Source organism: Pseudomonas sp. FSL W5-0299 (genome assembly GCF_005930655.1).
Lineage (GTDB): Bacteria > Pseudomonadota > Gammaproteobacteria > Pseudomonadales > Pseudomonadaceae > Aquipseudomonas > Aquipseudomonas mandelii.
This window is the reverse complement of record NZ_RXHX01000008.1, coordinates 16323-35459: the sequence shown is the minus strand read 5'-3', so window position 1 is coordinate 35459 and position 19137 is coordinate 16323. Positions and strand designations below refer to the sequence as shown.

The 19137-nt window shown below is 61.0% G+C and carries 19 protein-coding genes; 11 read left to right on the top strand and 8 right to left on the bottom strand.

Going from position 1 to position 19137, the window contains the following annotated elements:
• Window positions 1-126: 126 nt before the first annotated feature.
• The 4 genes from FHL16_RS12650 to FHL16_RS12635 form a co-directional block, all read right to left on the bottom strand.
• The gene (locus tag FHL16_RS12650; protein WP_077748381.1) at window positions 127-1320 is read right to left on the bottom strand and encodes an acetyl-CoA C-acyltransferase; all 1194 of its coding nucleotides are present in this window, start codon (window positions 1318-1320) and stop codon (window positions 127-129) included.
• A gap of 12 nt (window positions 1321-1332) precedes the next feature.
• The gene (locus FHL16_RS12645; RefSeq protein ID WP_077748380.1) at window positions 1333-2094 is read right to left on the bottom strand and encodes an SDR family NAD(P)-dependent oxidoreductase; all 762 of its coding nucleotides are present in this window, start codon (window positions 2092-2094) and stop codon (window positions 1333-1335) included.
• A gap of 20 nt (window positions 2095-2114) precedes the next feature.
• Complete coding sequence (locus tag FHL16_RS12640) at window positions 2115-3773, bottom strand: AMP-binding protein (RefSeq protein WP_077748379.1); 1659 nt, start codon at window positions 3771-3773, stop codon at window positions 2115-2117.
• 151 nt (window positions 3774-3924) lie between these two features.
• Window positions 3925-4941, bottom strand: a complete 1017-nt coding sequence (locus FHL16_RS12635; RefSeq protein WP_077748493.1) for an AraC family transcriptional regulator — start codon at window positions 4939-4941, stop codon at window positions 3925-3927.
• Between the two features lie 290 nt (window positions 4942-5231).
• Between FHL16_RS12635 and efeU the strand changes: the two genes are divergently transcribed.
• The 5 genes from efeU (at window position 5232) to FHL16_RS12610 (ending at window position 10775) form a co-directional block, all read left to right on the top strand.
• Window positions 5232-6071: an iron uptake transporter permease EfeU gene (gene efeU / locus FHL16_RS12630; protein WP_077748378.1), complete on the top strand. Its 840-nt coding sequence runs from the start codon at window positions 5232-5234 to the stop codon at window positions 6069-6071.
• An 8-nt stretch (window positions 6072-6079) separates the two neighbouring features.
• On the top strand, window positions 6080-7279 hold the full coding sequence (efeO, locus tag FHL16_RS12625; protein ID WP_077748377.1) for an iron uptake system protein EfeO: 1200 nt from the start codon (window positions 6080-6082) through the stop codon (window positions 7277-7279).
• 18 nt (window positions 7280-7297) lie between these two features.
• Window positions 7298-8596 (top strand): iron uptake transporter deferrochelatase/peroxidase subunit, encoded by a 1299-nt coding sequence (gene efeB / locus FHL16_RS12620; RefSeq protein WP_077748376.1) that lies wholly within the window; start codon window positions 7298-7300, stop codon window positions 8594-8596.
• A 23-nt stretch (window positions 8597-8619) separates the two neighbouring features.
• Complete coding sequence (gene efeO / locus FHL16_RS12615) at window positions 8620-9444, top strand: iron uptake system protein EfeO (protein ID WP_077748375.1); 825 nt, start codon at window positions 8620-8622, stop codon at window positions 9442-9444.
• 161 nt (window positions 9445-9605) lie between these two features.
• On the top strand, window positions 9606-10775 hold the full coding sequence (locus tag FHL16_RS12610) for an MFS transporter (RefSeq protein ID WP_077748374.1): 1170 nt from the start codon (window positions 9606-9608) through the stop codon (window positions 10773-10775).
• Window positions 10776-10778: 3 nt separating this feature from the next.
• Here the strand turns inward: FHL16_RS12610 and pssA are convergent, their stop codons facing one another.
• Window positions 10779-12122: a CDP-diacylglycerol--serine O-phosphatidyltransferase gene (pssA, locus tag FHL16_RS12605; RefSeq protein ID WP_010460013.1), complete on the bottom strand. Its 1344-nt coding sequence runs from the start codon at window positions 12120-12122 to the stop codon at window positions 10779-10781.
• 236 nt (window positions 12123-12358) lie between these two features.
• On the opposite strand from pssA, the gene FHL16_RS12600 reads away from it, so the two are divergent.
• The 3 genes from FHL16_RS12600 (at window position 12359) to FHL16_RS12590 (ending at window position 14499) form a co-directional block, all read left to right on the top strand.
• On the top strand, window positions 12359-12922 hold the full coding sequence (locus FHL16_RS12600; protein ID WP_077748373.1) for a TetR/AcrR family transcriptional regulator: 564 nt from the start codon (window positions 12359-12361) through the stop codon (window positions 12920-12922).
• A 56-nt stretch (window positions 12923-12978) separates the two neighbouring features.
• A complete protein-coding gene (locus tag FHL16_RS12595) occupies window positions 12979-13455 on the top strand; it encodes a nuclear transport factor 2 family protein (protein ID WP_010460010.1) in 477 nt (158 codons plus the stop codon).
• Between the two features lie 264 nt (window positions 13456-13719).
• Window positions 13720-14499, top strand: a complete 780-nt coding sequence (locus FHL16_RS12590) for a TSUP family transporter (RefSeq protein WP_010460008.1) — start codon at window positions 13720-13722, stop codon at window positions 14497-14499.
• On the opposite strand, the gene nudC is transcribed toward FHL16_RS12590, so the two are convergent.
• The 3 genes from nudC to FHL16_RS12575 all read right to left on the bottom strand — a co-directional run bounded on the left by nudC (window position 14467) and on the right by FHL16_RS12575 (window position 17076).
• On the bottom strand, window positions 14467-15297 hold the full coding sequence (nudC, locus tag FHL16_RS12585) for an NAD(+) diphosphatase (protein WP_010460006.1): 831 nt from the start codon (window positions 15295-15297) through the stop codon (window positions 14467-14469). The genes FHL16_RS12590 and nudC overlap by 33 nt on opposite strands.
• Window positions 15298-15302: 5 nt before the next feature.
• Window positions 15303-16115 carry a crotonase/enoyl-CoA hydratase family protein gene (locus tag FHL16_RS12580; protein ID WP_077748372.1) on the bottom strand — a complete coding sequence of 271 codons (813 nt, stop codon included), beginning with the start codon at window positions 16113-16115 and terminating at the stop codon, window positions 15303-15305.
• Window positions 16116-16302: 187 nt separating this feature from the next.
• Window positions 16303-17076 (bottom strand): class I SAM-dependent methyltransferase, encoded by a 774-nt coding sequence (locus FHL16_RS12575; protein ID WP_077748371.1) that lies wholly within the window; start codon window positions 17074-17076, stop codon window positions 16303-16305.
• A 194-nt stretch (window positions 17077-17270) separates the two neighbouring features.
• Between FHL16_RS12575 and FHL16_RS12570 the strand changes: the two genes are divergently transcribed.
• The 3 genes from FHL16_RS12570 (at window position 17271) to FHL16_RS12560 (ending at window position 19117) form a co-directional block, all read left to right on the top strand.
• Window positions 17271-17801 (top strand): tetratricopeptide repeat protein, encoded by a 531-nt coding sequence (locus FHL16_RS12570; RefSeq protein ID WP_077748370.1) that lies wholly within the window; start codon window positions 17271-17273, stop codon window positions 17799-17801.
• 66 nt (window positions 17802-17867) lie between these two features.
• Window positions 17868-18353: an RNA polymerase sigma factor gene (locus FHL16_RS12565; RefSeq protein ID WP_077748369.1), complete on the top strand. Its 486-nt coding sequence runs from the start codon at window positions 17868-17870 to the stop codon at window positions 18351-18353.
• On the top strand, window positions 18350-19117 hold the full coding sequence (locus FHL16_RS12560) for an anti-sigma factor family protein (protein WP_077748368.1): 768 nt from the start codon (window positions 18350-18352) through the stop codon (window positions 19115-19117). The genes FHL16_RS12565 and FHL16_RS12560 overlap by 4 nt, the downstream gene beginning before the upstream one ends.
• Window positions 19118-19137 lie beyond the last annotated feature (20 nt).

Sequence of the window (19137 nt, the reverse complement as noted above, 5' to 3'; positions counted from 1 at the left end):
TTGAGCCTGACGCAGAACCTGTAGGAGCGAGCCTGCTCGCGAAGAGCCGTGTCAGTCGACATTAACGTTGAATGACACACCGCATTCTCGAGCAGGCTCGCTCCTACAGTGGGAATTGCGTCAACCTTAGTAAAGGCATTCCACAGCCATGGCCGTGGCTTCACCGCCGCCGATGCAGATCGCTGCAACGCCGCGTTTCAGGCCTTTCTGGCGCAGGGCCGAGAGCAAGGTCACGAGAATCCGCGCGCCAGACGCACCAATCGGGTGGCCCAGGGCGCACGCGCCGCCGTGCACGTTGATCTTCTCGTGGGGGATTTCCAGTTTGGTCATGGTCACCAGACTGACCACCGCGAATGCTTCGTTGACTTCGAACAGCTCGACGTCGTCCACGGACCAGCCGGTTTTCTTCAGCAGCTTCTTGATCGCGCCCACCGGTGCCACCGGGAACAGGCCCGGGGTATCGGCAAATGCAGCATGGCCGTGAATCACTGCCAGCGGTTTCAGACCTTGTTTCTGTGCTTCGGACCGGCGCATCAGCACCAGCGCCGCCGCACCGTCGGAAATCGAACTGGAGTTGGCCGCGGTCACCGTGCCGCCTTCGCGGAATGCCGGTTTCAGCGAAGTGATCTTGTCCAGCTTGGCTTTCGGTGGTTGTTCGTCGCTGCTGATCAGCACCTGCTCTTTTCCGACAGTCACGGTAATCGGCACGATCTCGTCCTTGAAGCTGCCGTCCTTGATCGCCTGCTGCGCGCGGGTGGTCGAGGCAATGGCGAACGCGTCCTGGGCTTCGCGGCTGAAACCGTTGGTTTCGGCGCAATCCTCGGCGAAGGTGCCCATCAGGCGGCCCTTGTCGTAGGCGTCTTCCAGACCGTCGAGGAACATGGAATCGAGCACGCGGCCATGGCCCATGCGGTAACCGCTGCGAGCGCGGTCCAGCAGGTACGGTGCGTTGGACATGCTTTCCATGCCGCCCGCGACGACCACCTCGGCGCTGCCGGCAACGAGCATGTCGTGGGCCAGAATCGCCGCTTCCATGCCCGAGCCGCACATCTTGTTCAAGGTGGTGCAGCGGGTCGATTTATCCAGTCCCGCGCCCAATGCAGCTTGCCGAGCCGGTGCCTGACCGAGCCCGGCGGGCAGTACGCAGCCAAACAGCACTTCTTCTACGGTTTCAGGTTTGATACCCGCGCGCTCTACGGCAGCGCGGATCGCGGCAGCCCCCAGTTGCGGCGCGGTCAGGCTTTTCAGTTCGCCCTGGAAACCGCCCATCGGGGTGCGGACGGCGCTGACGATAACGATGGGATCGTTGGCAATAGTCATGACAAATCCTCCTTATTTAGCGGCCATGCGCAAGGCACCGTCGAGACGGATCACCTCGCCATTGAGCATGCTGTTTTCAATGATATGCCTGACCAGCGCGGCATACTCGCCCGGTTTGCCCAGACGTGGCGGAAATGGCACACCAGCCGCCAGGGACGCGCGGACTTCCGGGGTCATGCCGGCCATCATCGGGGTTTCAAAAATGCCGGGGGCGATGGTCATCACGCGGATGCCGAAGCGCGCCAGTTCACGGGCGGCGGGCAAGGTCAGGCTGACGATCGCGCCTTTGGACGCTGCATAAGCGGCCTGGCCGATCTGGCCATCGTAAGCCGCGGCTGAGGCGGTGTTGATGATCACGCCGCGTTCGCCGTCGGCATCCGCTTCGGCTTCGGCGATGGCCGCCGAAGCCAGGCGCAGCATATTGAAGCTGCCGATCAGGTTGACGTTGATCACCTGGCTGAAACTGGCCAGCGCGTGCGGGCCGGTCTTGCCGAGGATCTTCTCGCCACGCACGATGCCGGCGCAATTGACCAGACCGTTGAGACCGCCGAAGGCTTTCACCGTCGCCTGCACAGCGGCTTCGGCGGCGGCTTCGTCGCTGATGTCGGCCACTACGCTTTGCGCGCCGAGACGTTGCGCCTGGGCCGCGACCGCCTCGGCGTTCATGTCCACCAGCATCACTTTGGCGCCAGCCGCGACCAGCATTTCAGCGGTGGCCGCACCGAGGCCCGAGGCACCGCCGGTGACGAGAAAAACCTTGTTTTCGATCTGCATCATTGTGTCCTTGATTCAAGCTAAACGTTCTTCGCCGCAGCCTCTTGAGCCTTGGCGATTTCCTGGTTGCGCAAGATAAAGCGCTGCAATTTGCCGCTTGGGGTTTTCGGCAACTCGCTGACAAATTCGATTTCACGCGGGTACGAATGCGCGGCCAGACGCTTGCGCACGTGTTGGCGCAGTTCTTCGGCCAGCTCCGGCGTCGGGCGGTATTGCTCGCAAATCACGACGAAGGCTTTGACCAGTTCGGTGCGCTCCGGATCGGGTTTTCCGACGACGGCGGCTTCGATCACTGACGGGTGTTCGATCAATGCACTTTCCACATCGAACGGGCCAACGCGGTAGCCGGAAGTGGTGATCACGTCATCGCTGCGCCCGACGAAGCTGATGCTGCCGTCCGGGTTCCACTCGACGGTATCGCCACTCAGGTAGTAGTTGCCAACGAAGGCCTTGGTTGGCGCGCCTTCGTAACCGGCGAACCAGCACATCGGCGACTGGGTACGGTCGATGGCGAGGATGCCGGGCTGGCCGACGCCGAGCTCCTTGTATTCGTCGTCGAGCACCACGATGCGGTGGCCCGGTGAGGCAAACCCGGCGGCGCCCATGTGGATCGGGTGCTCCAGGCCATGGTGATTGCACAGGACCATGCCCAGTTCGGTCTGGCCGTAATGGTCATGAATGACCACCCCGAGGTTGTCGGCGAACCAACGGATCACTTCCGGGTTCAGCGGCTCACCGGCGCTGCTGACGATGCGCAGTTTGCCCTTGATCGACTTGGCGAACTCGTCGCCACCGGCAATCAACAAGCGATAGGCCGTCGGTGACCCGGTGAGGTTGGTGATCCCGTATTTATTGATCACCCGGCAGGTGCTTTCGAGGGTGAACGGGCCATCGTAAAACGTGATCGGATGCCCCATCGCCATGGGACCGGTGACGCCGAAATAGATGCCGTAGGCCCAGCCCGGATCGGCGACGTTCCAGAACGCGTCTTCGGGGCGCAGGTCCACGGCGTCGCGGGTGTAGCTCTGGAAAGCGACAATGGCTTTGAGCGGCACCGACAGGGCTTTCGACGGGCCGGTGGTGCCCGAGGTGAACATCAGCAGGAACGGGTCTTCGCCGGTCAGCAACACCGGTTCGTACTCGGGGGAATAATTAGCCAGTTCGGCCCAGAAGCTGTAATCGCCACGGACGATGCCTTGGCCTTTCGCACCGCCGACGGTAACGATGGTCGGGCAGTCGGCGACTTCAATGAGTTTGGGGCGATTGACCGCATCGGTTACCACCACTTTGGCGCCGGAGCAGCTGAGTCGGTGTTCGATGGCTTTCGGGCCGAAGGCGGTAAACAAAGGCTGATAGACCGCGCCGATGCGCCAGGTGGCGAAGACGGTGATCAGCAATTCGATATTACGTGGCAGCAGGCCGGCGACCTTGTCGCCTTTTTTCACGCCCTGGGCCAGAAGGAAGTTGGCAAAGCGCGCGGCTTTGTCCTGCAAGTCCTTGAAGGTATACGTGGCGCTGGCGCCGTCGCGGCCTTCCCAGAACAGCGCAATACGCCCCGGCAAGGCATGCCGGTCGCAACACTCGACGCAGGCGTTTAGGGCAGTCAGATCGCCGGCCAGGGCGGCGTCGACGGTGTGCTGATAATTGAACTGTGACGTGGCAGACAAGTAATCGCGCATTGCCAGAATCCCTGTGTATTTTTATTAGGTTGGGGGAACCGTAAAAACCACAGAAATACTCACCCCACGCGGGGCTCGGGGCAATGGTCAAAGCTATCAAGTTGTCTGACTGGTTTGGCCAAGGTAGCCAATGCGTGGGAATGATCGGTATCTAGCTCGCTTCGTTGAGGATCAAACTCCGATAATGCCCAGGATTGGACCCCGACCACTTGCGAAACGCCTTGTAGAACGAACTCGCATCCGCAAACCCCAGCCGCGTGGCGATCTCGGCAAAGCTGATACTCGGCTCAGCCAGCCAGACAATGGCCAATTCCTTGCGCACGCTGTCCTTGAGCCCTTGATAGGTCTGCCCTTCCTCCGCCAGGCGCCGGCGCAAGGTCGAGGCCGACATGCACAGTTGCTGCGCCAGAGGCTCGGTCTCCGGCCACTGATCGGCGGGCAACTGGCGTAAATCATGCTTGATCCGGCTCGCCAGGCTCTCCGGGTCGCGGTACTTGACCAGAATATTCGCTGGCGCATGGGCCAGGAAGCGCTTGAGTTCTTCCGGGCTGCGCTTGATCGGCAAGTCCAGGCAATCCGCCGAGAAAATCATCCGGGTGCGGGGCCGGTCGAATCGCAGGTTCTCGGAAAACATCACCTGATAGTCATCGCAGAAATCCGGCGCCGGGCAACGTAATTCAATGGCCAGAATCGGTATCCGCCGCCCCGCCAGCCAACAGGCAACGCCGTGCACGATCATCCAGTAGGTGAAATAGATAAAGGCCCGGCGCGGGTCCAGCTCATCTTCCAGCAACACGATCTCCGCCAGGCTTTGCTGACGAACCAGTTGCGCCGGCATGCGTTCGAGCATCAACGACAGGAAACTCAGGCCTGAGGTCAGGCCGGCTGCCAGGCTCGGCTGGATCATCGAGCTGCGGCAGAGAAACTCAAGGCTGCCGGATTTGAGCTTGCGCGGGTCCATGCCAAAAAATTCATCGTCCCCGCGCCGGGCCAGCAAGCGCCAAAGCCGTGCATACGCCGTCGCCGGAACGCGGGCATCACTGGTTTGCAGCAGCTGCGGATCAATGCCGACCTTGTTCAATACCTCGTCGGTGGCGGCTCCGGGGGCGCAGCTTTGCAACAGGGCTTCACGCACCAGTTGGATGGCGATGGTGTCTTTTTCCGACATTGAGCGAGGTGGGCCTTGATCTTGTTTGAGTGCCGGCATCTTAGCGCACAGCGACCCAATCCTGTAGGAGCGAGCGGTGCGGCGATCCGACTTGCCCGCGAATCAGGCGACTCGGTCTTGCCCTGATACCGAGTAATCGTTCTTCGCGGGCAAGCCTCGCTCCTACAAGGGGGGATGTGATCTTTAGAGTTGTTCAGGTTAGGTTCAGGTAAATGCCAATGAATGCCATTTGGGAATGAGTGTCATTATGTTACAACTTAGCACCCTATCTAATTCCACGACGGTGCTGAATGCTTGTTCCTTTTCTGATCATGCTGCGCGAAGGCATTGAAGCCGCGTTGATCGTTGGCATCATCGCCAGCTACCTCAAGCAGACCGGCCGTGGCCAGTGGATGCCCGCCGTGTGGATCGGCGTTTTCCTTGCCGTTGCGCTGGCCTTGCTGGTGGGCGGTGGTCTGGAGCTGGTGAGCGCCGAATTCCCGCAGAAACAACAGGAGTTGTTTGAAGGTGTGGTCGGCCTGGTGGCTGTCGGCATTCTCAGCTCCATGGTCTTCTGGATGCGCAAAGTGGCGCGTTCGATCAAGCACTCGCTGCACGTCTCCCTCGACCACGCGCTGACCGGCTCCAAACACCAGGTCACGGCACTGATCGCCATGGTGTTTTTCGCCGTGGCCCGGGAAGGCCTGGAGACGGTGTTCTTCCTGCTCGCAGTGTTCCAGCAGAGCGAAGGCCCGGCGGCACCGATCGGCGCCCTCCTCGGCCTGATCCTGGCGATCATCATCGGCTTCCTGATCTACACCGGCAGCATGCGCCTGAACCTCGGCGCGTTCTTCCGCTGGACCGGCTTGTTCATCCTGGTGGTGGCGGCGGGCATTCTCGCCAACTCGGTGCAGGCGCTGCATGAAGCCGGAGTCTGGAATCACCTGCAAACCGTGCTCTTGGACTTCAGTGCGACGCTGCCGATGGACGGCCCGGTGGGTTCGGTGCTGGCCGGCATGTTCGGTTACCAGGACGCGCCGACGGTCAGCACCCTCGGGGCCTATCTGATTTACCTGGTAGTGGCGCTGGTGATGTTCTTCATCCCAGCTCCGGCACCCGCTGAACAACCTTCTTCCGTTTCCAGCCAATAAGGGCACCCATGCCAAATCAAGCCCCTCCCCAGGCCTCGCCTCCCCGCGCCTTGCGCTGGGCGGTGGCCGGTTCGGTGATCGTGATGATCGCCGCCGGCGGCCTGTTCTACTACGCCTCGAAAATGGCGGCGGCCAAGCGCCAGGTTAACCATGACGAAGTGCTGGTGACCATTCACCCGCACAGCTGCGAGCCGAATGCGCTGTCCGTTCCGGCGGGTCGCGCCAGCTTCCGCATCGTCAATCGCTCGGATCGGGCGGTGGAATGGGAGATCCTTGACGGCGTGCTGGTAGTCGAAGAACGGGAGAACATCGCGCCGGGCCTGAGCCAGGTGATCAATGCCAACCTGCTACCCGGCGACTATGCGATCACCTGCGGATTGCTGAGCAACCCGCGAGGCACCTTGCACGTGACTCCGACTGCCGCCTCCGACGCGGCCGCCAAGGCCAAGCCGTCGATGGTCGCCTTCGTAGGGCCGTTGTCGGAATTCCGTGTGTACCTGAGCAGTCAAAGCAGCGCGCTGATCAAAGCCGTCGCCGCCCTTGAGCAAGCAATCGCCGCTGGCGACCTGAGCCAGGCACAAGCGCTGTATGTGCCCGCCCGCGCCGCTTATCAACGGATCGCCCCCGCCGCCCAGCGTCTGGCTGAACTGGACAACGCCATCAATGCCCGCGCCGATTACTTCGAGAAACGCGAACAGGACCCAGCCTTCAGCGGTTTCCACCGCATCGAGTACGCGCTGTTCCAGCAACGCAACCTCGACGGTCTGGCACCGGTTGCCCAGCGCTTGAGCAGCGACGTCGCCACGCTCAAACAGCAACTGCTCGCGCAATCGCTGCCACCGGAGCAGTTGGTGAGCATTGTCGTGCGCAATCTGCACAGCCTCGCCGATGTGCGTGCCAGCAGCGGTGAAGAAGAACGCTACAGCCACACCGACCTGAACGGTTTCGCCGCCAACCTCTTTGCTGCGCGCAAAGTCGTCGACCTGTTGCGCCCGTTGCTGACCACGTCCGCCGTCGAGTTGCTGCCGAAGATCGACAGCGCGATCACCGCCCTCGATGCCGAACTCAATGGGTTGAAGGTCCAGGACGGCTACGCGAGCTACGACACAGTGAGTGCCGCGCAGCGTAAACAGATCGCCGACAAGGCCAAGGCGCTGGCCGACGCACTCGATGGAATCGATCCCGCCCTCGGCCTTTCCGGCCTTTAAACAGAAGACTCAAAACCGATGAACGATTCAGAACACTTCAACCTCCAGCGTCGCCGGGTATTGATGGGCATGGGCGCTGCGGGTGTTGCGCTGGCAGGCTCCGCACTGAGCTGCCCGGCGATGGCCGCAAGCCCCGCGCAAGTCACCGAAGCGCCAAGCAGCGACAAGACCGAAGACCGCCACGCGTTCCATGGCAAGCACCAGACCGGCATCGTCACTCCGCGCCCGGCGTCCGGCATGCTGGTGTCGTTTGATGTGTTGGCCAGTGATCGCGAGGACCTGGAACGGTTGTTCCGCACCCTCAACGAGCGCATCGCGTTCCTGATGCAGGGCGGACCGGTGGCGCAAGTCGATCCGAAACTGCCGCCGGTGGATTCGGGCATCCTCGGCCCGGTGGTCACGCCGGACAACCTGACCATCACCGTATCGGTGGGCGAGTCGCTGTTCGACGAGCGCTTCGGCCTGGCCGCGGCCAAGCCCAAACGGTTGAGCCGCATGGTCGGTTTTCCTAACGATGCTCTGGACGCCGATTGCTGCCACGGCGACCTGAGTCTGCAGTTTTGCGCCAACACCACCGATACCAACATCCACGCCCTGCGCGACATTGTGAAAAACCTGCCGGACCTGCTGCTGGTGCGCTGGAAACAGGAAGGCAGCGTGCCGCCCCAGGCGCCGACGAAACCCGGTGTGCCGGCGCAGAGCGCACGCAATTTCCTCGGTTTTCGCGACGGCTCGGCGAACCCGGACTCCAACGACGCCAAGGCCATGGACAGCCTCGTCTGGGTGCAACCGGGCAGCGACGAACCGGCATGGGCCGCCAATGGCAGCTATCAGGCGGTGCGGATCATCCGCAACTTCGTCGAGCGCTGGGACCGCACGCCCTTGCAGGAACAGGAAAGCATTCTCGGCCGCATAAAAGCCACCGGCGCGCCCATGGGCGGCGCCCATGAAACTGAAGTTCCGGACTACGCCAAGGACCCGCAAGGCAAACTGACCAAACTCGACGCGCATATCCGCCTGGCCAACCCGCGCACTGCTGCGACCCAGGCCAACCTGATCCTGCGCCGGCCGTTCAACTACTCCAACGGCGTGAACAAGAACGGTCAGTTGGACATGGGTTTGTTGTTCATCTGCTACCAGGCCGATCTGGACAAAGGTTTTATCACCGTCCAGACCCGACTCAACGGCGAGCCGCTGGAGGAATACCTCAAGCCGGTCGGCGGCGGTTACTTCTTCACCCTGCCGGGTGTGACGGGCGACCAGGACTTCATCGGTCGCTCGCTGCTTGACGCTGCCTCACCCAAAACAAACACCTGAACAACCCCACACGGAACTGTCCCATGAAAAAGTCGCCCCTCGCGTTATTGCTGACCCTAGGCTTGCTCAATACCCCGCTGTCGGCTTTCGCGGCGACGGCGCCGCTGGAGCTGGTGCAGCCGATTTCGGATTACAAAATCTATGTCACCGAGCAACTGGATGAGCTGGCCAGCCACACACAGCAGTTCACCGATGCAGTGAAAAAAGGCGACTTGGCCACCGCCAGGAAACTGTACGCACCGACCCGGGTTTTCTACGAATCGATCGAGCCGATTGCCGAGCTGTTCAGCGACCTCGATGCGTCCATCGACTCACGCGTTGATGACCACGAAAAAGGCGTGAAGGCCGAAGATTTCACCGGTTTCCACCGCATTGAATATTCGCTGTTCTCGGAAAACAGCACCCAGGGTCTCGATGAATTGGCCGATGGCTTGAACAAAGACGTCAAAGACCTGCAAACCCGCGTCGCCGGCCTGACCTTCCCGCCTGAGAAAGTGGTGGGCGGCGCCGCTGCCTTGCTTGAAGAAGTGGCGGCCACCAAGATCTCCGGTGAAGAAGACCGCTACAGCCACACTGACCTGTATGACTTCCAGGGCAACATCGACGGCGCGAAGAAAATCGTCGACCTGTTCCGTCCGCAGATCGAAAAGCAGGACGCGGCGTTTATTGCCAAGGTCGACAAGAACTTTGCCAGCGTGAACAAGATTCTGGCGAAGTACAAAACCGGGGATGGTGGGTTCGAGACGTATGACAAGGTGAAAGAGAACGACCGCAAGGCGTTGGTTGGGCCGGTGAATACGTTGGCTGAAGACCTTTCCACATTGCGTGGGAAATTGGGTTTGAACTGATTTTTTGTAGCGTTTTGGCGGGCCTTTTCGCGGCCAAGCCTCGCTCCTGCAGCGAGGCTTGCCCGCGAAGGCATTATCACGCTCACCGATATTCCTCCTGCCTTGCACATAACCCGCGCTAACATCCCCCGCCAATAATAAAAGCTCACGGAAGACTCACCATGACCACCCCTGCCTTCGACCTGCGCCCACTCATGGTCGCCAACATGGCCTGTTCCATGTCGATGATGGCGTTCGTCTCCCTGATCGGACCGATCGCCCGGGCGTTGGGCCTGGCCACCTGGCAGGCCGGCGCGGCGGTGACGGTGTCCGGAGTGATCTGGATGTTGCTCGCCCGCCCCTGGGGCCAGGCCAGTGATCGCTATGGCCGGCGACGGATTCTGTTGATCGCCACAGCCGGCTTCACCCTCGCCTACTGGGCCTTGTGCCTGTTCATCGATGCCTCGTTGCGTTTTCTGCCGTCGGCGCTGTTGGGGTTTATCGGGTTGATGATCGGACGCGGCCTGATCGGCGTGTTCTATGCCGCGATTCCGGTGGGCGGCAACGCGCTGATCGCCGACAACATCGAGCCGCAACACCGCGCCAAAGCCATGGCGGCCCTGGGCGCGGCCAACGCCTGCGGGCTGGTGATCGGCCCGGCGATTGCGGCGTTGTTGTCGCGCTTCAGTCTGAGCCTGCCGTTCTATGCCATGGCGATCCTGCCGTTACTGGCGTTTGTGGTGCTGCACTACAAACTCAAGGGTCAGGAACTGCACCTGCGGCAAGCGCCGCGCAAGGTTCATCTGAACGATCCACGACTGCGTCGCCCAATGGCCGTCGCGTTTGTGGCGATGCTCTGTGTGTCGATTGCGCAGATCACCGTCGGCTTCTTCGCCCTCGACCGACTCGGCATGAACCCGGCCGATGCCGCGCAAACCGCGGGCATCGCCTTGACCATGGTCGGTTTCGCGCTGATCTGTTCGCAACTGCTGGTGCGCCGGCTTGAATGGCCGCCGCTGCGGCTCATCCGCGCGGGCGCACTGGTGGCGGCCGTGGGCTTTGCCGGCAGCATCCTGGCGGATGCTGCGTGGGGTTTATGGCTGTGCTTTTTCGTGTCGGCGGGCGGGATGGGGCTGATCTTTCCGTCGTTCGCCGCACTGGCGGCCAACGCGGTCGACGCCTCGGAACAAGGCGCCACCGCCGGCTCCATTGGTGCCGCGCAAGGCTTTGGCGTGGTCATCGGGCCGCTGGCGGCGACGTTAATCTACGACGTCGATCCGCGCCTTCCCTACCTGGTTGCCGCTGCGCTGTTGCTGCTGGTGGCGTTGTGGCCACAGACGCGGCAGCACTGAGGGTTACAAAATCCGATAGAGCAACCGCTCGATCCGCACCCGACTGACACGCTTGAGGAACTTGGCCACCGCCGCCGGGTATTCCAGCAGCGTTTCCAGATCCTGATATCGCTGGATGCGCGTGGTGTTATGGAAAATCTCGCCCAGTTCTTTACTGCGCGGCTCCAGCAATTCGCCTTTCGGGTCGTCGATCAGCAACGCGTTCTCAAGGTCGAGGCGGAACGCCCGTGGGTTGAGGTTATTACCGGTCAGCAAGGTGTAGCGCTTGTCGATCCACATGCCTTTGAGGTGATAGGTGTTGTCGCCGTCCTTCCACAAATGCAGGTTCAGCTTGCCGCTGTCGATGCTGTGTTGATGGCGTTTGGCAAAGCGCCGCAGGCTGATCTCGTAAAGATACGGCAGCGCGGCGATCACCTTGAACGGCTCGCTCGGCGGGATGAAGAAGTCGTTGGCGGTCTTGTCGCCGACCACGATGTCGATTTTCACGCCGCGCCCCAGGGCCCGGTTGATTTCCCGGGTCACCGCCAATGGCAGGTTGAAATACGGCGTGCAGATGGTCAACTGATGCTGAGCGCTGGCGATCAACTCGCAAATCACTCGGCTCAACGGGTTGTTCTTGCCCACACCGAGCAGCGGACTCACCGACAAACCGCCCTTCGCCGTACTGCCGGCCGTGGTGTCGTACGCGGCGTGCTTGAGGCGGCTGCGCAAATCGCCAATGTCGTTGCGCAGGCTGCGGGTGGTCGGCAGGTTCGGCAGGTCGAGGCGATGCACCGCTTTGGAAGCGATCAGACCGTGCTGGATCAAGTGCTGCATGGAATCAGCCAGTGCGTGGTTCTGCAGCAGGTGATAACGATCGTAGCGGTACTTGTCGAACTTGTGCAGGTAAACGTTGTTCAGGCTCGCGCCGCTGTAGATCACGCAGTCATCGATCACAAAGCCTTTCAAATGCAGCACGCCGAACAACTCGCGAGTCTGCACCGGCACGCCGTACACCGGCACAACACTTTCGTGGGTGCGCGTCGCTTCCTGGTACCAGGCCGAGTTGCCCGGCTGTTTGCCGGCACCGATCAAGCCGCGCTGAGCGCGCAGCCAGTCAACCACCACGACCACGTCCAGTTCCGGACGCTTCAGTTTGGCGGCGTGCAAGGCATCAAGGATTTCCTGACCGGCCTCGTCCTGTTGCAAGTACAGCGCAACGATATAGATGCGTTGGGTGGCACTGGCGATTTTTTCCAGCAGGCAACGCCGGAACTCGGCAGCGCCGGAAAGAATGGTGACGGCATCGGCGGTCAGCGGAAAACTGCGCAGCTTAGGCAGCAGAGAGCGTTTGAAAAGCGACGGCATAGGGCTCGCAAAGGGTCAATTCCGAAGAGTCCGAGAGCTTACACCATGGATCCGCTTGGGTCTTCCCACGGCACCGATCGTTCCCACGCTCTGCGTGGGAATGCCGCCATGGACGCTCTGCGTCCGCTTCGAAATGTGACGCGGAACGTCACGGGATGCATTCCCACGCAGAGCGCGGGAATGATCTTTCTAAAAACCTGTTGACCAAGGAGAACGATCGTTCTACTGTTCGCCACATGAACGAAATCACAAGCAACGACACACGCGACATCATTCTGGATGTCACCGAAAAGTTGATCTATAAAAGTGGCATCGCCGCCACCGGCATGGATCTTCTGGTGAAAACCGCCGGCGTCTCCAGAAAAAGTATCTACCGCTACTTCGCCAACAAGGAGGAGCTGACCGTCGCCGCTCTGCAACGCCGCGACGCGCGCTGGATGCACTGGTACAGAAGTGAAGTCGACCAGGCTGAAACCCCGGCCGACCGCCTGCTCAACCTGTTTACCGTGCTCAAGGCCTGGTTCGCCTCTGAAGGTTTCCGTGGCTGTGCGTTCATCAATACCAGTGGTGAAACCGGCGACCCGTCAGACCCGGTTCGCCTGGTCGCCAAAGACCACAAACAAAAGCTGCTCGACTACGTGTGCGAGCTCTGCACCGAACATGGCGCTACCGACCCGGAGACGCTGGCCAAACAGCTGCTGATCCTGATCGACGGCGCCATTACCGTAGCGCTTGTGATGGGTGATCACAGTGCCGCCGATAATGCGCAATGCATGGCGCGAAAGTTATTGGACCTGTAACACTTGAACCAAGCCTGACAACTTGCTCGAACTCTAACTTGAAAGGGAGACTATATATGTCTAACGCCGAAGTTCGTCCGCCATTGCCGCCGTTTACCCGTGAATCAGCCATCGAAAAAGTTCGCCTGGCCGAAGACGGCTGGAACTCCCGCGACCCGGAACGCGTGTCGCTGGCCTACACCCTGGACACCAAGTGGCGTAACCGCGCCGAGTTCGCCTACAACCGCGAAGAAGCCAAAGGTTTCCTGACCCGCAAGTGGGCCAAGGAACTGGATTATCGCCTGATCAAGGAACTCTGGGCCTTCACCGGCAACCGCATCGCCGTACGTTACGCCTATGAATGGCACGACGACTCGGGTAACTGGTTCCGTTCCTACGGCAACGAAAACTGGGAGTTCGATGAAAACGGTTTGATGGCCAACCGGTTTGCCTGCATCAACGACATGCCGATCAAGGAAAGCGACCGCAAGTTCCATTGGCCACTGGGACGTCGCCCGGATGATCATCCGAGCCTGTCCGACCTTGGTCTGTAACCGCTGATCCCCTGTAGGAACGAGGTTTGCCCGCGAAGGCGATGTAACAGGCCACTTATTTGTTGACTGTGAATCAGCCTTCGCGGGCAAGCCTCGCTCCTACAGGATTTATGTCGTCCGCCCGTTTTGTGATGACCACAATCCCGTAGGAGCGAGGCTTGCCCGCGAAAGGGCCAGACCAGTCGCCGCAAAGTCTGGATCTAGGTAAGATATCGGCCCTTCCCCGCAGCCCCTTGCTGCACCCCGCCGAATAAGCCGATTTCCATGCCTTTTGAACTCAGCGTTGACCTCACCACCCTGGCCATTCTGGCCATTGTCGCCTTCATTGCCGGTTTCATCGACGCCATCGCCGGCGGTGGCGGTCTGCTGACTACCCCGGCGCTGTTGACCGCCGGCCTGCCGCCACACCTGGTGCTGGGCACCAACAAGCTGAGTTCGACCTTCGGCTCCGCCACCGCCAGTTTTACCTTCTACCGCCGCAAGCTGTTCCATCCCCGGCAGTGGGTGCATGCCATCGTCGGTACGCTGGTCGGTGCGCTGACCGGCGCCGTGGTCGCGCATTACCTGCCCGCCGAATGGCTGAACAAAATGCTCCCGGTGATCGTGTTCGCCTGTGGCCTGTATTTGTTGTTCGGCGGCACGCCAAAAGCGCCGCTGGACAGCGACGCACCGATCAAGAAAAAGTGGCAATCGACCCAAGGCTTCAGCCTCGGTTTCTACGACGGCGTGGCCGGTCCGGGCACCGGCGCGTTCTGGACTGTCAGCAGTCTGCTGATGTATCCCATCGACCTGGTGAAGGCCAGCGGCGTGGCGCGCAGCATGAACTTCGTCAGCAACATCGCGGCGCTGTCGGTGTTCGTGTTTTCCGGGCAGGTGGACTGGATCATCGGCCTGAGCATGGGCCTGTCGGTGATGGTCGGCGCGTTCTTCGGGGCTCGCACCGCCATCAGCGGCGGCGCGAAGTTCATTCGCCCGGTGTTCATCACCGTGGTGCTGGGCTTGACCGTGCGGCTAGCCTGGCAGCACTGGTTCAGCGTGACCTAAGCGCCGCGCCACGTAGACGTCGATGAGGTAACGGGCAATCGAGCGCGACGCCGGCAAGGGTGGCAACTCATGAACGTTGAACCACTGGGCGTCTTCAATCTCGTCTTCCTGACAGACAATCTCGCCACCGGCGTACTCGGCGTGAAAGCCGAGCATCATTGAATGCGGGAACGGCCAGCACTGGCTGCCCAGGTACTGGATGTTCTTGACCTCGATCTGCACCTCCTCGCGCACTTCGCGAATCAGGCAGTCCTCGGCTGACTCGCCCGGCTCGGCAAACCCCGCCAACGTGCTGTAGACCCCGGTCACGAAACGTGGCGAACGGGCCAACAGCACCTCGTCGCCCCGGGTCACCAGCACAATCATGCTCGGCGAGATGCGCGGGTAATAACGCAAATCACACGGTTCGCAGTACATCGCACGCTCACGAGGAACTTGCGTCGCCGCCTGACCGCAATTGCCACAAAAGCGATGCTCGCGGTACCAGGTGCCGATCTGCGCAGCATAACCAAGCACCTTGTACACCGTGTGATCGCCATCGAGCATGAACGCCCGCAAGCCTTTCCAGTTGCAGCCCGGTACTTCGCTGTGACTGCGCAATTCCAGCAGGTAGACCGGTTCGCCATCCAGGTGACCGATGCCATGTTCGGCCAGGATCGACAGGTCCTGACGTTTGAGCCATTCGCGGGGGAACAGCGCGCCATTGTCGTCGAACAGAAAGCCTTCGGGGCTGCGAGCCACGGCCCAGCCGCCAGGTTGATCGGTGTCCAGTACTGCGGTGGTCCAGCGTGAAGTCATTTTAATCAGTCCAGAAATTCGGGTTTCTGTTTGCTCATATGGGCAGCCATGGCCACGCGCAAATCGGTGGATTGCAGCATGGCGGCGTTCCAGGTGGCAACGTATTCGAGGCCGTCGTCGATGCGGTGGTCGCGCATGTAGCTGATCATCTCTTTGGTGCCGGTGACCGCGATCGGCGACTTGCTGGCGATTTCCCGGGCAATGCCCATCACACCATCCAACAGGCTGGCCTGATCGCTGTAAACGCGATTGACCAGGCCGATGTTGCGCGCTTCCTCGGCGCCAAAGGTGCGACCAGTGTAAGCCAGTTCACGCAGCATGCCGTCACCGATGATCCGCGGCAAACGTTGCAAAGTGCCAACGTCGGCGGTCATGCCGATGTCGATTTCCTTGATCGAAAATTGCGCGTCCTCGGCGGCGTAACGCATGTCGCACGCGGCAATCAGGTCGATGGCGCCGCCCAGGCAATAACCCTGAATCGCCGCCAGCACCGGCTTGCGGCAGTTATCGACGGCGTTGAACGACGCTTGCAGAGCGAGGATCTTGCGGCGCAGCAGGCGCGCATTGCGGCCGACGTCCTTGCCCAGTTCATTGGCCACCCCGGCCAGCATCATCAGGTCGATGCCGGAGGAAAAGTGCTTGCCGGCGCCACTGAGTACAACAACCCGGGCTTCATCGGTGTCATCGATCCACTGGAAAATGTCGATGATCTCGCTCCAGAACGCGGCGTTCATCGAATTGATCTTTTCCGGGCGGTTGATCTGCACATGGGCGATTTTATCGGCCAGTTCGACGGTGAACGCGGTGTACTGAGACATGGCAGTGATCCTTTTACCGGGCAAAAATGAGGACCGGACTATAACAAGGCATTGCGTGGGGGAGTAAGGCAGTGGTTCGGCCAAAAGCGGGACTGCCTCGGGTTCTCCAGTGTCTGATCTGACCTCTTCGCGGGCATACGGTGCCTTTGTAGGAGCGAGGCTTGCCCGCGAAGGCAGCACCGCCGATCTAACTGCCCTTCACCGCCACAAACGCCACGGTTTCATAAGGTACGGTCACCACATCCTTGCCGCGCAAGTCAGGCTCCCCGGCAATCAACGCCCGCATCTGTTCATCCACCCTCTCCCGCTGCTCCTCGGGCAACGCCGCAATAAAACTGGTCGAGCGCACGCGATTGAAGATCACATCTTCCGGCGCCCCCGTGTGCCCATGGCTGAAATACTGGGCTTGCAACGGCCCGAACGCCGGATGAGGAAAGGCCTGACGCCAGGCTCCCGTGTAGTAGCGCGGCGTATCGCCTTCCAGCGCGTTGATGATCGCATCCAGTTTCGGCACCCAACTCACCTTGGTATCGCGCAGGTTCCACACCAGGCCCAGCCTGCCACCGGGCTTGAGGACCCGGGCGATTTCGGTCAGTGCTTCAGTGCTGGCAAACCAGTGAAAGGCCTGGGCGCAGACCACCACGTCCACCGATGCATCCGGCAGCGGCAAATCCATCGCGGTGCCGCTCACCGCCAACACATCGGGGAACGCGTCGGACAACTTCTCAAGCATCTGCGGCACCGGTTCCACGGCAATCACCTGCGCGCCGGTCGCGACCAGGCGCCCAGTGAATTTACCGGTGCCCGCGCCCAGATCGATCACGGTTTTGCCCGCGTTCAAGCCCAGGGTTTCGCTCAGCCACTCGGCCACTTGCGGCGGGTAGTCCGGGCGGCCGCGAACATACGTATCGGCCCCGGTTTTGTAACCCGCAGCCGCAGAATGATGGACCTGATCTTTCATGGTAGTGCTCCTGAACAACAACGAATGCTGTCGAGCATAGCGCCTCGATTTGAGCTTTCCCCGCCAAAGAAATGAATAATTGTTCACCCTGCGGTGTTCTCCAATCAACGCCCCATGAGAATTACCCTTGCGGCTGCCGCCTGCGGCCGGGGCGTGGTTTACACTCAATCGAATCAACTCGCCGAGCATTTTCCATGACTATCCGTTTTGCTGTTTTCACCGCCCCGCTGTTGCTCGCCGTTGCGTTGTCCGGTTCACTGGCCCTGGCCGATGGCGACGATGACGCTCCGGCCAAACCCAACTGCCCCAAAGACCAGGTGTTCGACACCAAATCGCAGAAGTGCGTCATGCAAACCAGCAGCCTGGTCCCGGACGCTGACCGCACCGATTACGCCTACCGCCTGGCCAAGGACGGTCGCTACGAAGAAGCCCTGGCCCTGCTCGATACGCTCAAGAATCCAAATACGGCCAAGGCTCTGAACTACCGCGGCTATGCCACGCGTAAACTGGGGCGTACCGACGAAGGGATCGGTTATTACCTGCAATCGGTCAAACTCGACCCGCACTATGCGCAAGTGCGTGAATACCTCGGCGAGGCTTACGTGATCAAAGGTCGGCTGGACCTGGCGCAAGAGCAGTTGCAGCAGATCAAATCGATCTGTGGCAGTACGTGTGAGGAATATCAGGACCTGGCCGAAGCGATCAATGATTCATCGAAAACCTGACACACCGAACAGACGGAGGTCGCCATCGCCAGCGATCAGGCAATACGAACAGAACTGGGCCAGCATTTGACGCGTTTATGGCGTTACGGCCTGCTGCTGTCCCGGCAACGGCATGTGGCCGAAGACCTGGTGCAAGCCACCTGCGTTCGGGCACTTGAGCGTGCCGGGCAGTTTGTACCTGGCACCCGCATGGACCGCTGGCTGTTGAGCATTTTGCATTCGATCTGGCTCAACGAAGTGCGCTCCCGACGGGTGCGCCAAGGTCAGGGCCTGGTCGATGCCGACAGCCAGTTGTCGGTTGACGGAGAATCGGTAGCGCAGACCCATGTGCTCGCCGCCCAGGTCATCCGCCGGGTCGACGCCCTGCCCGAGGCCCAACGTGAAACGGTGTACCTGGCGTATGTCGAAGGCCTGTCGTATCGCGAAGTCGCCGAGGTGCTGCAAGTGCCCATCGGCACCGTCATGAGCCGCCTGGCCGCCGCACGGGTGAAACTGGCTGAATATCCGCCACTGCACACAGTGCCGAACCCTTTCACGGGAGAACGTCGATGAACGAGCGCGCGACACCTTCGGACGAGGAACTGGTGGCGTACCTCGACGATCAGCTCGATGCCGACCAGCGCACCCGCATCGACGCGGCCGTCGCCGAAGACTCGACACTCAACTTGCGCCTGCAATGGCTGGCCCGCAGCAGCCTGCCGTTCAAAGAGGCTTATGACGAACTGGCCCAACAGGCGCCTGTCCACCGCTTGCAGTCGATGCTCGACACTTTGCCCTCGCCTGAACGTCCGGCCCTGAATCGACGCCGATTCCTCGCGGCGGCGGCCGGCCTGGTGGTGAGTGGCGTGGTGGCGGATCGATTGTTCCTTGCCTGGCAACTGAGTCAGGAGAAAAGCAACTGGCGGGGCCTGGTCGCCGACTATATGTCGCTGTACGTGCCGCAAACCCTGGAACACTTGCCCGTCGACGAAGCCTCGCAACGGGCGCAACTGCGAACCATCGAGGCGCGCCTGGGCCTGAGCCTGACGCCTGCAAAACTGGCCCTGCCACGCTCCGAATTGAAGCGCGCGCAGATCCTCGAATACGACGGCATGCCGATCGCGCAGATTACTTATCTGGACCCGGCACATGGTCCGATTGCCTTGTGCGCCAAGCGCTCCAACAGTGGTAGCCGGCATTTTTCCCATGAGATTCGGCACAGGATGAATGTGGTGTATTGGGCAGACATGGAACATGCGTGGATGCTGATCGGGCATAACCCGGCGACGGAACTGGAAGGCATGGCGAAATCGTTGCGTAGCCGACTTAGCGCGTGAGCGAAGTTGCCCTATGCTTG